Below are 13,800 nucleotides of genomic sequence, written 5' to 3' on the forward strand. Positions count from 1 at the left end.
AATGATAATCCCATTGGTAATATTCAGTTACCGTGGGATTTTTTTGGAAAGAGGGCAAAGAGAATGAGCAAACCAATTATTGGCATTGCACCTGGCGTGATTACGGTCGACAGCCAGATGTTTCCGGGCCGGCAACGCGATTACGTGAACCGCGATTATTTGCGGTCGATTACGGCTAATGGTGGCGTGCCGCTAGTGTTGCCAGTGACGACGGATGAGGCAACGATTGCGCGCTACGTCACGCTAATTGACGGCTTATTATTATGCGGTGGCGCAGACGTGGCCCCCGCGACGTATGGTGAGGAGCCACAGCCCAAGCTGGGTGGGATCGATCCAGAACGAGATCAGTATGAAATGGCGCTGATTCGGGCGACCCACGCGGCAGATAAACCCGTTTTAGGCATTTGCCGTGGCTTGCAAATTTTGAACGCGTGCTACGGTGGTAGTTTGTACCAGGACATGAGTTATCTACCGGCGGGCCAAGGGACGCTCAAACACATGCAGGGCCAGTTAGCCGCTTATGGTAGTCATCAAGTGACCGTAACCCCTGAGTCGACCTTAGCGACATACTTAGGAACGACCAAGGTGGCGGTCAATTCATTTCACCATCAAGCATTAAAGCAGGTGGCGGATGGCTTTCAAGCCGTTGCTCAGAGTTCAGACCAGGTCGTCGAAGCCATCGAATCGACGGATGGTGCCCTACAATTAGGCGTTCAGTGGCACCCTGAAATGATGCAGCAAGCTGATTCGATTCAAGCACAACTGTTTGCGCGGTTTGTGGCGGCTTGCTGAATGGATGAATCGAGATACAGTGATTAAAGTAAATGAACCAGAATAGCGTGCGTCGAGTAGGACCTTGCGCTAGAGAAAATAATCACCCCGAGAATCTCCACAAATTCTCGGGGTGATTATTTTACTGTTCAATCTGTGTGTATTCGCGTGACTTAATATATGGGACTCACACCCTTAATCCCAACCCCTAACCACAACTTTCCCAATCATATGATGACTTTCAACCAGCTGATGGGCCAGCTGCAAATTGGCGGCATTGATGGGTGTCAGTGCTTTGGTGAGGGTGGACGAAATCAGGCCTTGGTCCAGCCAAGCCGCAATTTGATTGAGAATGTCATGTTGAGACTGCAGGTCATCAGTGCCGTAGTAAAATTTCGCGTACATCCACTCCCATGCAAAAGTGCCACGTTTCTTAGTCAGCTTTTTGAGATTGATGGGGCGGTGGTTTTCCGTAATTGAAGCGATGTGACCGGATGGCTTGATTAAGTCGCACATTTCATTCCAATGGCCATCAAGGTCGTTCAGCTCCAAGATATAGTCCACGTATTTTAGCCCGAGTTGATGAACTTCGCGGACCAAGTCATTGCGGTGATTGACGACAAAATCAGCGCCGTGTGCTTTTGTCCAGGCAATACTTTGTGGACGTGAGGCGGTTGAAATTACGGTCAAGCCGGCTAACTTCGCTAACTGGGTCGCAATGGAACCAACCCCACCAGCACCATTGATTATGAGAATCGTCTTTGAGGGTTGCGACTGTGAGGGCGCGGTCAATGGAATCTGTAACTGTTCAAATAGTGCTTCGTAGGCAGTCAGGGCCGTCAGCGGCATGGCTGCAATTTTTTCTGGTCGGATGGTTTTGGGCGCCAGGCCAACGATACGTTCGTCTACGAGCTGGTATTGACTGTCACTGCCGGGTCGTTTGAACGAGCCCGCATAGTAGACTTTGTCGCCAACTTTGAACAGACTGGTCTGGTCACCGACTGCTGTCACGGTGCCATAAGCATCCCAACCAATGATCTTTGGTGCAGAAAGCGGCCGCCGTTTGGCATGACGAACCCCAACGTCGACTGGATTAACGGATACAGCCGCAACTCGGACCAACAAGTCATGTCCACTGACGACGGGCACAGGAAGCGTGACATCTTGTAAGCTGTCCTGTGATTCAATGGGTAATGGTGCATAGAAACCAACTGCCTTCATTTTCTTCATGAGTAACATCCCCCTTAGACTGCCTTAAATATACGATGTTGTGAGTCAAAAACAAGACGTGAATTTGTTTGCACTTAGTTACAAGCGTGTAACGGTCTCAGGCTGACGCGTGAATGGTATACTGCTTATAAGTTAACCATCAGAAATGGGGATTGTGTATGCATACGAGAAAGATTTTTGACTGCCAGGCAGGGTGCCCGGTTGAAAGTACCTTACAAGTGATTGCTGGCAAGTGGAAGAGCGTTATTTTGTATCATTTGTTAACGAGTGGCGTTTGTCGGTTCAGCGAATTGCAAAAACGAATGCCAGACTGTTCGCGGCGGATGCTGGCATTGCAATTGCAGGAGCTCGAACACGATCAACTGATTAGCAAGCGGGTGTATCCCGTGATTCCGCCTAAGACCGAATACCGCCTCACTGATTTCGGCCTGACGCTAAAGCCAGTCGTGATGGAAATGGAGAAGTGGGGCCGGCTGTATAACGCACGGCAAGTAGCAGATTGACTGTGAAACACAAACTGACATGGCTTATAGTAACCGGGCTAGCACTAGGCTTGGTAGCTTGATCTGATGCGCACATGACGGATAGCGTCGAGTTGGTGTAAGGATACTGCTGTGAAACCAGCCCTGTTAGCAGGATTGGTTGTTGCTGGTTCTAAGAGGCTTTTCTAACCGCAAGTTTCTCGAGTGTGTAACTGGCGCAGAATGTTTCACGTGAAACATTTGGTCACACAAGTTGTTTCATCACAGCTAAGAGGTATTACCCCAGTGACCGACTATGTAAGCTGAAATTGCGAAACGACTCATTAAACTATCAATGATGATAGCGGTTACGTATAATAGAGATAGTTTAAGTTGAACGTGGGGGTGATATTGTGAAACAAATTGAAATGGGTATGCGAATTACGACCAATCAGCAGAAGATATATCGCGTGATTGCGGTCGTTAATCAGGGACAACAAATCTTGGCACGGCCAATCGAACCAGAAACGGCACCAGTTGAGGTGATTGCTGCAACCGATATTGTTCAGATAACCGAACAAAAACCAACTAAAGCAACCGGGCTATCTTTGGATACCGTTGCGGTCGTTGGCCAACGATACATTGACAATATCATTCCAGTGCTGGCCGAACTAGAAGTTGGCTTGCCAGTGCTGTTGCAACGCGAGTCTAACAATCAGTATGATGATAATGCCATCTCGGTATGGACGTGCCAGCACGAAAAACTGGGTTATATTGCCCGTTACCAGAATCAGCCCTACGCTGCCTTGATGGATCAAGGTCAACTGTTGTATGGCACAGTGACCGAATTGGACAAAAAGCAGCAGCATCTATCCGTGATGGTCTGGCGCACGACTACTGGCGAAAGTTCGGTAGAAGCGATGCAGGCGCGTCAACAGTTGACGACGCAATCAACCTCACTGGGGGCGATGCCCAAACACTTATTGCAAACGCCATTAGGGACTTTAGTCGTACTGTGCAATGGTCGGCCTATCAATTATCAACGCGTGCCACTGTCGCCCTGGTTGACGCCGGATGATGCCTTGCAAGTCACCAAACGTTATTTAATCACCCCGGATTGGTCACAAGTTCCAGCCAACAGTCTCGTCACGTGCCAAGTCACGGCTACTGCGGATGTCGTCCAGCGGTGGCAAGATGAACGCGTTTCGGCTGCAGTATTGACCAATGCTAGCAGTTTCTACGTAGTTGGGTTCAGTGCGCAAACGCGGACCGGTTTAAATGATAATTTAGTTGATGATGGCAGTCAGGCGGCCGTGATTTATCGTGTTGGCCAGCTCAAGGCACACGAACAGGCTGGGTTCATGGTTAGCTGGGCCCCATTTGGCGATCCACGGGTGCAACCGGCACTAAAACTGGCCTTGCAATTTACTTCTCAACCAGTGGTGCCGTATCAACCCAAGACGCCGAGTCAAACGCACGCGACCTTCACCCAGCAAGAGCTCGCTGCTATCCTAGTGTCGGCGTTGCCTAATTATCAGGGTGGTCAGCGCTTAGAGCCAAGTGTGACAGCCATTACGGTCGAAAAAATCTGCCAAACGCTCGGAGACCAAGCTTATCATGCACTGGCCAATTACCAACAATACGTGCAGTTAGCGGCCACCAGCACTGAAGACGTGGACGAAACGTTGCTACAAGCCTTGATTCACGCGGTCGTCTATCATGAGATCACGACGATGCACTATTATCAGCCCACGGTCGGGATGGTCGATCACGTCATTTATCCGTTGCAGTTATTCAGTACGGCAACTAAGGATGATGAGTCCCAACTAATTGGTTGCCTGGCATTTTATAACTATGCGATGTTTGAAATTCAACAGGTACCGTTAACGGCAATTGCCCGCATTGCAATCATCGCTGACCCGGAGCATCCACAAATGACGCCCACCACCGAAAGTCCCGACTGGTTACGCATCTTTCTTCGTGGTTGGAACGACGATGTTGAATGAATAGTCAAAATTGTTTTCGCGGCTGACAGAGGCACTCACCGAATGGGCGGTTTAGGCTAGAAAATCAAATAATCCCAAAAATAGACGGTTCAAGAATTGGAAGCTTTCTTGAACCGTCTATTTAGCGTCTAAAAGGGGCCGTAACTGCAGCGTCTCGCGCCTAGCAGCAGCGAACGTTTTTATTTAGCGCGCTTATCGCTGATGAAGTCACTAGCAATCGATGACCACCGCGACTAACTGCTACGACTACGAGTGACGATAATCGCCAAGTGATAGTCGAATGACGGGTTGACCGATTTTCATCAACAGCGCATCCACTGTCGGACTGATTGCATCAACACTGAGTCTACTGAGGATGCGCCTGTAAATATTGTTGCCCCGCGTGAATCATGTCGGCGTTTTGCTGATTCAATAATGGTGGCAAGTTGTCGAAGTCGAAATAATCTAGTTTGAGCGTTTCGTCAGTGGCGTGGGTCAATGCTTGACCGCCAACTGGTTTGACCAAAAAGAGGGCACTGATTGTCTGGGCGACGTCGCCATTAGGATAAGCTGTCTCGCCCTTGTCGAAGATGGCGATGCGATCAACGATTTCAACGTCGATCCCGCTATCTTCCTTATATTCCCGGACGCAAGCTGCTGCGTACGTCTCACCGTATTCCAAATAGCCTCCGGGTAAGCTCCAGTTATGCGTATCAGTGCGCAGATTCAGTAGGACTTGTTGTTGATCATTGACCAAAATACCAGCTGCGGTGTTTAAAATGATTGGTTTGTGACCGACTAAGGCCCGGATTTCTTTAATATAATTTGCCATGACGAAACCTCATTTCTAGTTTGATTACCCTTATTATACCGATTATTGCCGTTGAAAGTGGTGAGTTGATAAATTTCTACAGAGTTAGCTGAAACCGCGTGAAATCGGGTGCGTTCTGACCATGTGTCGGGAAATACGTTTGCGTCGGTGCGTTTTTTTAGCTATGATAAAGGCTATATACCATTCTGCCTGCTATGGGCGGTGTGAGTTCTTTGATTTATGAAAAGAGAGTATTTTATGCAGAGAAAACTAAGTACGGGCCAGATGCAAATGATTGCACTGGGCGGCACGATTGGGGTCGGACTGTTCATGGGTTCGAGCTCGACCATTAAGTGGACCGGGCCGTCCGTGCTAATTGCATACATCGTATCAGGGGCCTTTTTATACCTGATAATGCGGGCGTTGGGTGAGATGTTGTACGTCGACCCTAATACCGGTTCGTTCGCCAAGTTTGCTTCCGAATACATTCACCCAGTCTTCGGTTATCTCACGGCTTGGAGCAATATCTTCCAATTCGTGGTCGTCGGGATGAGTGAAATGATTGCGCTGGGCGGCTATTGTCGCTATTGGTGGCCGAACTTACCGGACTGGATTCCCGGCCTGATTGCCATCGTCTTCCTATGTGCGGCCAACTTGATTTCGGTCAAAATGTTCGGGACGCTGGAAACCTGGTTCTCGCTCATCAAAGTGATTACGATTATTTTGATGATTATTGCCGGATTAGGATTGATTATTTTCGGAATTGGGAACCATGGACAGCCGATTGGAATTAGTAACTTGTGGACGCATGGCGGATTCTTCACTGGTGGCGTCAAGGGCTTCGTGTTCGCGTTAGCCATTGTTCTCGCATCATATCAAGGGATCGAGCTCATCGGGGTCACTGCCGGAGAAGCCGAAAATCCACAAAGCACGATCGTCAAAGCAATTCGTTCGACCGTCGCACGGATCTTGATTTTCTACGTCGGCGCCATCTTCGTCATCGTCAGCATTTATCCCTGGAATCAACTCAGCCAGATTGGCTCACCGTTTGTGCAAACCTTCGCGAAAATTGGGATTACCGCGGCCGCTTCAATTATCAACTTCGTGGTCATCACCGCTTCTCTGTCCGGGACGAACTCCGGGATCTACAGTGCGAGTCGGATGACCTACACGTTGGCTGAAAGTCATCAATTACCGAAAAAGATGACGTTGTTGAATCGCCACGGGGTACCCTTTTATTCCGTGATTGCGATTGCGACTGGGATTCTGATTGGGGTCGTTTTAAACGTCGTCTTACCAATGTTCTTCAAGGATGCCGGCGAAATCTTCGTCATGGTTTACAGTTCGAGTGTGCTACCCGGAATGGTGCCATGGGTCGTTATTTTAGTGAGTCAGATTGCTTTTCGGAAGCAAAATGCGGCTAAGATGAAAAACCATCCGTTCAAGATGCCATTTTCACCGTATTCCAATTATTTAACGTTAGCTTTCTTGGCCTTAACGTTGCTCTTTATGTTTATCAACCCAGAAACACGTTATTCGATTTTAGTCGGTGTCGTCTTCTTGATCGTGATGACCCTGATTTATTTCCGCAAATATGCTGGGAACAAGGAAGATAACTTGTAATTTTAGATGGACCAATTAAGGTTCTTGCTGGCAACGGCAAGAACCTTTTATTTTGGCCATTTGTTGCGGTAAAATTAGGTAACGTTATTAAGACTGCGTTGCTATTAATATTAATAGCAAAGTTAATATCAAAGATAATATCAAAGTCGCTATCAAAGTTAATAGCAACGTTAATCGTAAAAACGAGCGCATAAAAACTCAGAAAAGTGGTGGCGAGATGGTTAAACAAGGACGTTATGCAGGTGTCAGTAAGCAAAAGCGGCTCCGGCAATTAAAACAGCGGCATCAAGCACAGGAACAGCGCGCGATTCGGCCTGGTGCAGTCGGTGAATTTCTGCAGGTGCGGTACCATTTAACACAGGCCGGCCAACAGCGGCCAGTCATGCGACAGACGATGCAACGCTTCATGTCGCGGTGGTTGGCGAATGCCCAAGATTTGCTAGATGAAGACGAGCAAACGACCTGGTCCATGACAGCACTCACCAAACAGGCAATGCAGCAATTCAATCGGCAACTGCCTTGGCAGGGGTATGCGCTGCTTGATCAGGAGATGCCCCGTTGGACGGCGTTTTTAACTAAAGAAGTTCCTGCCGTTCCGCTGCAAGAACGGATTAGTTTAGTAGAACCACTGACAACTGAGACGTGGCGCGCCTGTCTGACCGAGCAGTTAGCGGTTAACACGATGCTAGCGATGACCCACAATAATCGGCAACAACTGCAACAAGTCCAGACAGACCAGATTCAAAGCCTACAGACCAGCATTCAAACGGCAAATGGGGTTGACTGGGAGAAGGTTGCTCAATTATTGGGGCCGACCGTCATGGAACCGGATCCATTGACGAGCACGATGATGGATAACAAGACAAAACAGTGGCTGGAACGGTTGAATAAATTGGCACCAGCAAAGTTCAATGCCGATGTTGAATGATCAGTCAATAAAGGAGCGAGTGAGATGCATTTCATAACGTCAGACCATGTTCAGTTAGATTATACGGACCAGGGTAGCGGGCAACCAATCGTTATTTTGACGGGCTTTGGTGGCTCGAAGGATATTTGGCACGCCCAAATCCCAGTATTGGTGCAAGCAGGCTATCGGGTCATTAATCTAGATGGTCGGTGTCAAGGTCTGTCGGAGCACACGGTTAAGGGATTGCGGATGAGTCGCCGAGCCGTCGATGCCCATGAATTAATTGAAAAGTTGCAGCTAAAGCAGCCGATTCTGTTAGGTAACTCAATGGGTGCGGCGACCTGGTTTGCCTACGTTTCACTATATGGTGATACGGGAATCAAGGCGTTGATCGATGTCGACCAGTCACCGAAGATGATCAATACCCCCGACTGGCCATACGGCTTCAAGTCGGTTCAGTGGGTCGACTTTCCGGACTATTTCCGGATGCCGCTCGGTCACTCGACGTTCAAACACATCGATGATGATACTTACGCGCGGGTCACGGCCGTGGAAGAGCAGGCGCCCTTTGATGGCAAGTTGATGTTCCCACTATTAGTCAACCATGCGGTCCAAGACTGGCGTGACATCGTTCGGCAACTCACCGTCCCATTTCTGATTATTGCAGGCGAGAAATCGCCATTCTTTGATTCAGACTTCGCTGCAGTGACGGCTAAAATGGCGCCATTGGGGCAAAGCGTCGTGGTTCCAGATGCCGGTCATATTGTGATGGCGGAGCAGTCGGCAGCGTTTAATGAGGCGTTGTTGGCGTTTTTGAAGACGCTGTAGACTTAAAATAAGTTGCTCGAACGTCATGGTTAATTTGGTCAAGAAGTGCTGTGTTTTTGGTGCAAGGAAACACAGCACTTTTGCTGATAGTTGGTTTCTTCTACGATATATCAAGGAGATGTTCACAATGCCGGTAAAAGTACAAAAAAAGGGTCATTCGCTAATGATTCCGATACCAGCGAACTACCATGTTAAGGAGAACGCGGAATACCAGCCAGTTATGGATGATGACACCGGAATCTTATCGTTTATTCCGGTACATAAGAATAGCTTTGAACAAAATCCTGACTATGACTTCCAAGCCGCGCTTAAAGAAATGAGTTTACCCGATAATGGGAAACTGGTTGGCAAAGAAAACGTTTGGAAATGAAGTAGAAACGGTACTACAGTTATACAAGATTAATCTGGATTTTTACGGAGCGTCAATACTGGTCATGATTAGTATGGTGGTGACCGTAATCTAAATTTCCCTACACACCAAAAAACCGCCCGACCCACCAGGTCGAGCGGTTTTTATTCGGCAACTAAACTAATCAAGCACGCGGTCTTTACCCATTCGCCGGAAACGGATGAACTTCCCGATTTCGGTCACAATCAGAACGACGATCCCGCAGACAATTGGGATGCCCCAACCATACCAGAAGTTGATGCTGGTCGTATGGAAGACGGATTGCATGAATGGCAAGTAAATGATGCCAAGCTGGAGGAGAATCAGAATACCGATAATGTAGAACGCCATCTTGTTTTGGAAGAAATACTTGGAAATGACGGGGTGGTCGTTTCGCAAGTTGAAGAGGTAGAAAATCTTACCAAAGATGATGATGTTCAGTGACATCGTACTACCGACCACGTTCGGTAAACCAAGTGCGGTCAAGTAGTCGTAGGCGAAGATTCCGAGTCCTGAAATCAGGAAGGAAACGTAGCCAATTTCGAAATAATCAAGCTTCGACAATAACCCGGACTTCACGTTTCGTGGTCCCCGTGCCATAATGCCGGCTTCGGGTGGCTCGAAGATGAAGGCGAACTGGATGGTCAACGCAGAAACCATGTTGATCCATAACAGCTGGGTCGGATAGAGCGGTAATTCGTGGCCCATCAAGATACTAATGATGACCACCAGGCCTTCAGCAAAACTCGTTGGTAATAAGAAACGAATCGTCTTACGGATGTTATCGAAGACGTGGCGACCTTCACGAACGGCGGCGACGATATCGGCGAAGTCGTCATCAGCCAGCACCATGTCAGCCGATTCCTTCGCAACTTCAGTCCCCTTGATTCCCATTGCAACCCCAATATCGGCTTGCTTAAGGGCGGGCGCGTCGTTGACACCGTCCCCAGTCATGGAAACGACGTGGTTGTTCGCCTGTTGGGCACGCACAATTCGTAGCTTGTTGTTCGGTGTGGCCCGCGCGAAGACGTTGTAGTCGTCAATGTGTTCTTGCAACTGCTGATCATCCATCGCGTCGATTTCGGGACCAGTGATTGCCTTGACGTTAGCAGCCAAGTTCAGCTTATTGGCAATCGCCATCGCGGTGTCAGGGTGGTCACCGGTAATCATCTTAACGTCGACCCCCGCTTGCCGTAATTCGGCGATTGCGGTCGCAGCTTCTTCACGTGGTGGGTCAATGATGCCGACGAAACCGGCTAAGTGTAAACCACTGATCGTTTTCGGGTCGATATCAGTAACGTCATCATCAACGACTTGGTAAGCGAGCGCGACGACACGTAGACCATCAGCAGTCAAATCGTCCATCGCGTTATCCCAATAGGCCGTTTGGTTGGCTTGGTCGGTCAAACGCAGGACGGTTGCTGGTGATCCTTTGACCATCAATAGGCGTTGGCCGTCTAAATCAGCTAGTCGTGCGGAGAAACGGAAGGCGGAGTCGAACGGCAATGACTCGATTTCGTCAACTTCTGGGTCGTGACCGGTCATCTTACGAAACAGCGTCGTTAAGGCACCGTCAGTTGGTTCACCAGTCAGTTCCCAACGATTGTTTTCAAAATGCAGTTCGGCGTCAGTTGTTTGACCCGCAATTTTAACGAGCCATTCCATTGCTTTGTCTTGATGCCAGTCCACCTTTTGACCATTGAGTTTTAAGTGACCATCGAAGTTGACGCCACCATTATCATCATAGCCGACCCCGGTCACGTCAAACGTGTGCTCAGGTGTCACGACTTTGGTGACCGTCATTTCATTTTTAGTTAATGTCCCAGTCTTATCGGTGTTAACAATGTCAACGGCACCCAAAGTTTCCACGGCTGGTAAGGATTTGACGATGACGTTTTTCTTCGTCATCTGACGGGTCCCCATGGCTAATACGACTGAGGTACTAGCGGGTAATCCTTCCGGCATGGAACCAACCACCATCGTAATGACGGCAATTAGCAAGGTTGGTAGACTGTAGGTGTCCATGACCATCCCTAATAAGAATAACAGCACCGCTGCAACCACGATCGCGATTGAGAGGCCGACACCCAGTGAATTCAAGTTCCGCATCAATGGTGTCGTGGTTTCTTTGACATCACTCACGGATTGCTGGATATGACCAATTTCGGTATCGGCGGCGGTCGCTGTTACGATTCCGACGGCTGAACCACTCGTCACGGCAGTTGAGGCGTAGACCATGTTTTTGCGGTCCGCCAGTGCTAGTGACGTGTCAGTCATCGGTTCTTCTTGCTTTTCAACCGGGTTGGTTTCACCCGTCAAAACGGATTCTTGAACGTTGAAGTTATCCGCGGAGATCAGTCGCATGTCGGCAGGCACAGCATCACCGGCTTCCAAGTTGACTAAGTCCCCAACGACTAATTCGCGGGCGTCGATTTCTAACTTTTTACCGTCACGGATGACGAAGTTTTTAGAAATCAGCATTTCACGAATTCGTTCGAGGGCGTTGCCGGCCTGACGTTCCTGGACGTAACCGATAATGGCGTTGGCAATAATAACCAGTCCAATAACGATAGAATCGGAATAGTGGTGCATGAAGAACGTCAATACTGCGGCGGCAGCAAGAATGTAGATAATACTATTATTAAACTGCTTGATGAATTGGACGAACCGCGACGTACGCTTAGTCTCCAGTTCGTTGCGCCCGTTATGTTGTAAACGGGCGGCAGCTTCAGCCGTGCTCAATCCATTTTCAGGATCAGTCGCGTACTTGTTAGCTAAGGCTGATTCATCAAGCTGCCATAAGTTATCCGCATCGGGAGGGTTCTGAGAGTCGTTTTGCGCTTCATTATTCGCGCTCAACGACTGGTTGTTGTCATCATTTATCATTCAATTCGCTCCTTAAAAATAAAATTATTACCGGTGAGGTTCTGTAAAATCACGACGTTTATTGCGTGTTAAGTAGGCCAATTTCGCCACATCCTTTCTGATTAAAACTCTTATAAATAATATTATATACGAACAATCACGTTGATTACCATTAAAATATTTGACAAATTCATGACTAATTATTACGTTGGTTGCAATAATATATCAGATTTTGACAGCCTTGTCGCTGAAAAAGACCAGTGGGCGCGTTATTTTTCACCAATCGGGGTAAAAATCAGTTACAGGCGTAAAAATGAGCTCCGGTAGTCGCATCGCTTCAGCAGACACTAGCTGAGGATGCGGCGACTGGGACTCATTATCTGATCTGATGATTAAACGTAAGTAAGTCATAACTGTAGCAGGTTAAACCCGGCATCCAAGCTGTAGCGTGACGATGTTTAGTGCGTCGCCACAACTTAGCTTTCGACCGGATCCTTCATTAATAGCCAGAGGATGAGGTAAGCAATGATACCAGGAAACATCGGTGAGATGGCTAGAAGCACGAATACCAAGCGCGTAATGTTGGCATTCCAGTTGAAATGTTCAGCGATGCCCCCGATGACACCAGCCAGCACCCGATTGGTAGCAGAACGATGAATATTGATTTTCATGAGTTAATACCTCCTTTTGATATTAACTATAATGTAGCAGGTTTAGACATGGAACGCTACCAATTTAATCAGTCAAGAAGGGGTGCTGCGTGAGGACGGTTGTATAGTAGGCGATTTCACCAACGGCGCGTTGTAAACCGCTTTCGTATCGGCTGGCTAATGGTGCGTCCGGGATGACTTGTCCGTCAGCTTGGAGTGTTTGGGGGACGTTGCCGACGGGTGTTGGTTTAGGCAGGACCACCATTCCTAATCGTTGCAAGACGGGGACGAGCGCTGCAGCGCCAAATTGGCCACCCCGCATGTTATCCGAGTACGAGATCAGTTTGACTGGTTTTCGCAACCCTTCGAAGGCTAAAAAATCTAAGGCGTTCTTTAGGCCTGCGGGCATCGCGTGATTATATTCCGGCGTTAGGATGATGTAGCCGTCCATGGCTGCCATGTCGTCTAGCCATTGCTGCTGATTGGCAGGAAGCTGGCGGTGGGGATTAGCCATTGGTGGCTCAGGCTCGTCGAAGAATGGCAGCTGATAGTGCGCTAGGTCTAAGAATGCCGTTGTGATTGCCTCGTCAGTTTGCCACTGATCAAGGTTTCTTTGTAAGTAATTGAATAGGGCTCGGCCGTTGGATTGCGTGCGGGTACTACCGAGAATGATACCGATTTTTACCATATTAATGGCCTCCAGAAAATTATTGATTCACATGAATACAAAATGGTATTATGGGCTGGATGGTTCGATTAAGCAAGCATTTATTCACATGAATTAAAAAGGAGTGTTTCTGATGGCAACGTTGATCGATCAATTAATGTCAGAATTAAACCAATTTATTGCGCAGGATAGCGTGGATGATCAAGAAAAACAATGGGCGATGCGCCAAACGACGGACCCACAGCTACAGGCAGTCCTGAAGCAACTGTCGACGACCGATATTAAAATGATTGCGGTTCTGGGACAGGTGGGCGCCAGTCGGGCGAAGGCGTTACCCGCACCGACCGGATTATCACAAGCGACGATTTCGCGCGGGTTGACCAAGCTGGCACGACTGGGCTTAGCCGTGAAGTACCGTGATTTAACGAATAATAAGGAAGTGCTGGTTAGACTGACGCCCACCGGTCAACAGGTCGCACAGTTGCATACGCAGTTGGACGCGGCGATTGCACAACAGGCGCAGGCCATCGCTGACGACTACTCGGATGCTGAGCTAGCGCGGTTTGTGACCCTCATGAAACGAATTCGCGAGATTAGAATTTAGCACTCTTGGT

13 protein-coding genes are annotated in these 13,800 nt (G+C 48.5%); 8 read left to right on the forward strand and 5 right to left on the reverse strand.

Annotation, left to right across the window (positions count from 1 at the left end; genetic code table 11):
- Window positions 1-63: 63 nt before the first annotated feature.
- On the forward strand, window positions 64-792 hold the full coding sequence (locus KGF70_RS04885) for a gamma-glutamyl-gamma-aminobutyrate hydrolase family protein (protein WP_216767839.1): 729 nt from the start codon (window positions 64-66) through the stop codon (window positions 790-792).
- Between the two features lie 174 nt (window positions 793-966).
- Here the strand turns inward: KGF70_RS04885 and KGF70_RS04890 are convergent, their stop codons facing one another.
- Window positions 967-1,992, reverse strand: a complete 1,026-nt coding sequence (locus KGF70_RS04890) for a zinc-binding alcohol dehydrogenase family protein (RefSeq protein ID WP_216767862.1) — start codon at window positions 1,990-1,992, stop codon at window positions 967-969.
- 167 nt (window positions 1,993-2,159) lie between these two features.
- Here KGF70_RS04890 and KGF70_RS04895 point away from each other — a divergent pair, with 167 nt between their 5' ends.
- Both KGF70_RS04895 and KGF70_RS04900 read left to right on the forward strand, forming a co-directional pair.
- Window positions 2,160-2,504, forward strand: coding sequence for a helix-turn-helix domain-containing protein (locus tag KGF70_RS04895; RefSeq protein ID WP_021338275.1), 345 nt, complete (start codon window positions 2,160-2,162; stop codon window positions 2,502-2,504).
- Between the two features lie 371 nt (window positions 2,505-2,875).
- The gene (locus KGF70_RS04900) at window positions 2,876-4,468 is read left to right on the forward strand and encodes an HIRAN domain-containing protein (protein ID WP_216786417.1); all 1,593 of its coding nucleotides are present in this window, start codon (window positions 2,876-2,878) and stop codon (window positions 4,466-4,468) included.
- A 346-nt stretch (window positions 4,469-4,814) separates the two neighbouring features.
- Here KGF70_RS04900 and KGF70_RS04905 read toward each other — a convergent pair whose 3' ends face one another.
- Window positions 4,815-5,279 (reverse strand): NUDIX hydrolase, encoded by a 465-nt coding sequence (locus KGF70_RS04905; RefSeq protein WP_216767841.1) that lies wholly within the window; start codon window positions 5,277-5,279, stop codon window positions 4,815-4,817.
- A gap of 237 nt (window positions 5,280-5,516) precedes the next feature.
- Here KGF70_RS04905 and KGF70_RS04910 point away from each other — a divergent pair, with 237 nt between their 5' ends.
- The 4 genes from KGF70_RS04910 to KGF70_RS04925 all read left to right on the forward strand — a co-directional run bounded on the left by KGF70_RS04910 (window position 5,517) and on the right by KGF70_RS04925 (window position 8,986).
- Complete coding sequence (locus KGF70_RS04910) at window positions 5,517-6,881, forward strand: amino acid permease (protein WP_050337973.1); 1,365 nt, start codon at window positions 5,517-5,519, stop codon at window positions 6,879-6,881.
- 217 nt (window positions 6,882-7,098) lie between these two features.
- A complete protein-coding gene (locus tag KGF70_RS04915) occupies window positions 7,099-7,809 on the forward strand; it encodes a hypothetical protein (protein ID WP_216767842.1) in 711 nt (236 codons plus the stop codon).
- Window positions 7,810-7,833: 24 nt separating this feature from the next.
- On the forward strand, window positions 7,834-8,616 hold the full coding sequence (locus tag KGF70_RS04920; RefSeq protein ID WP_216767843.1) for an alpha/beta fold hydrolase: 783 nt from the start codon (window positions 7,834-7,836) through the stop codon (window positions 8,614-8,616).
- 127 nt (window positions 8,617-8,743) lie between these two features.
- Complete coding sequence (locus KGF70_RS04925; protein ID WP_216767844.1) at window positions 8,744-8,986, forward strand: AbrB family transcriptional regulator; 243 nt, start codon at window positions 8,744-8,746, stop codon at window positions 8,984-8,986.
- Between the two features lie 159 nt (window positions 8,987-9,145).
- Here the strand turns inward: KGF70_RS04925 and KGF70_RS04930 are convergent, their stop codons facing one another.
- The 3 genes from KGF70_RS04930 to KGF70_RS04940 all read right to left on the reverse strand — a co-directional run bounded on the left by KGF70_RS04930 (window position 9,146) and on the right by KGF70_RS04940 (window position 13,207).
- Window positions 9,146-11,890 (reverse strand): cation-transporting P-type ATPase, encoded by a 2,745-nt coding sequence (locus KGF70_RS04930; protein ID WP_216767845.1) that lies wholly within the window; start codon window positions 11,888-11,890, stop codon window positions 9,146-9,148.
- A gap of 455 nt (window positions 11,891-12,345) precedes the next feature.
- Window positions 12,346-12,540 (reverse strand): PspC domain-containing protein, encoded by a 195-nt coding sequence (locus tag KGF70_RS04935; RefSeq protein ID WP_050337966.1) that lies wholly within the window; start codon window positions 12,538-12,540, stop codon window positions 12,346-12,348.
- 64 nt (window positions 12,541-12,604) lie between these two features.
- Window positions 12,605-13,207, reverse strand: a complete 603-nt coding sequence (locus tag KGF70_RS04940) for an NADPH-dependent FMN reductase (RefSeq protein ID WP_209042288.1) — start codon at window positions 13,205-13,207, stop codon at window positions 12,605-12,607.
- 109 nt (window positions 13,208-13,316) lie between these two features.
- Between KGF70_RS04940 and KGF70_RS04945 the strand changes: the two genes are divergently transcribed.
- Window positions 13,317-13,790 (forward strand): MarR family winged helix-turn-helix transcriptional regulator, encoded by a 474-nt coding sequence (locus tag KGF70_RS04945; RefSeq protein ID WP_105920309.1) that lies wholly within the window; start codon window positions 13,317-13,319, stop codon window positions 13,788-13,790.
- Window positions 13,791-13,800: the final 10 nt, after the last annotated feature.

Source organism: Lactiplantibacillus sp. 7.2.4 (assembly GCF_018991185.1).
Taxonomy (GTDB): Bacteria; Bacillota; Bacilli; order Lactobacillales; family Lactobacillaceae; genus Lactiplantibacillus; species Lactiplantibacillus pentosus.

Excerpts from the sequence above, each read along its gene's own strand:
- KGF70_RS04940 (WP_209042288.1), bottom strand. The coding sequence starts at position 13,207 with ATGGTAAAAATCGGTATCATTCTCGGTAGTACCCGCACGCAATCCAAC.
- KGF70_RS04895 (WP_021338275.1), top strand. The coding sequence starts at position 2,160 with ATGCATACGAGAAAGATTTTTGACTGCCAGGCAGGGTGCCCGGTTGAA.
- KGF70_RS04935 (WP_050337966.1), bottom strand. The coding sequence starts at position 12,540 with ATGAAAATCAATATTCATCGTTCTGCTACCAATCGGGTGCTGGCTGGT.
- KGF70_RS04930 (WP_216767845.1), bottom strand. The coding sequence starts at position 11,890 with ATGATAAATGATGACAACAACCAGTCGTTGAGCGCGAATAATGAAGCG.
- KGF70_RS04925 (WP_216767844.1), top strand. The coding sequence starts at position 8,744 with ATGCCGGTAAAAGTACAAAAAAAGGGTCATTCGCTAATGATTCCGATA.
- KGF70_RS04910 (WP_050337973.1), top strand. The coding sequence starts at position 5,517 with ATGCAGAGAAAACTAAGTACGGGCCAGATGCAAATGATTGCACTGGGC.
- KGF70_RS04915 (WP_216767842.1), top strand. The coding sequence starts at position 7,099 with ATGGTTAAACAAGGACGTTATGCAGGTGTCAGTAAGCAAAAGCGGCTC.
- KGF70_RS04885 (WP_216767839.1), top strand. The coding sequence starts at position 64 with ATGAGCAAACCAATTATTGGCATTGCACCTGGCGTGATTACGGTCGAC.
- KGF70_RS04890 (WP_216767862.1), bottom strand. The coding sequence starts at position 1,992 with ATGAAGGCAGTTGGTTTCTATGCACCATTACCCATTGAATCACAGGAC.
- KGF70_RS04905 (WP_216767841.1), bottom strand. The coding sequence starts at position 5,279 with ATGGCAAATTATATTAAAGAAATCCGGGCCTTAGTCGGTCACAAACCA.
- KGF70_RS04920 (WP_216767843.1), top strand. The coding sequence starts at position 7,834 with ATGCATTTCATAACGTCAGACCATGTTCAGTTAGATTATACGGACCAG.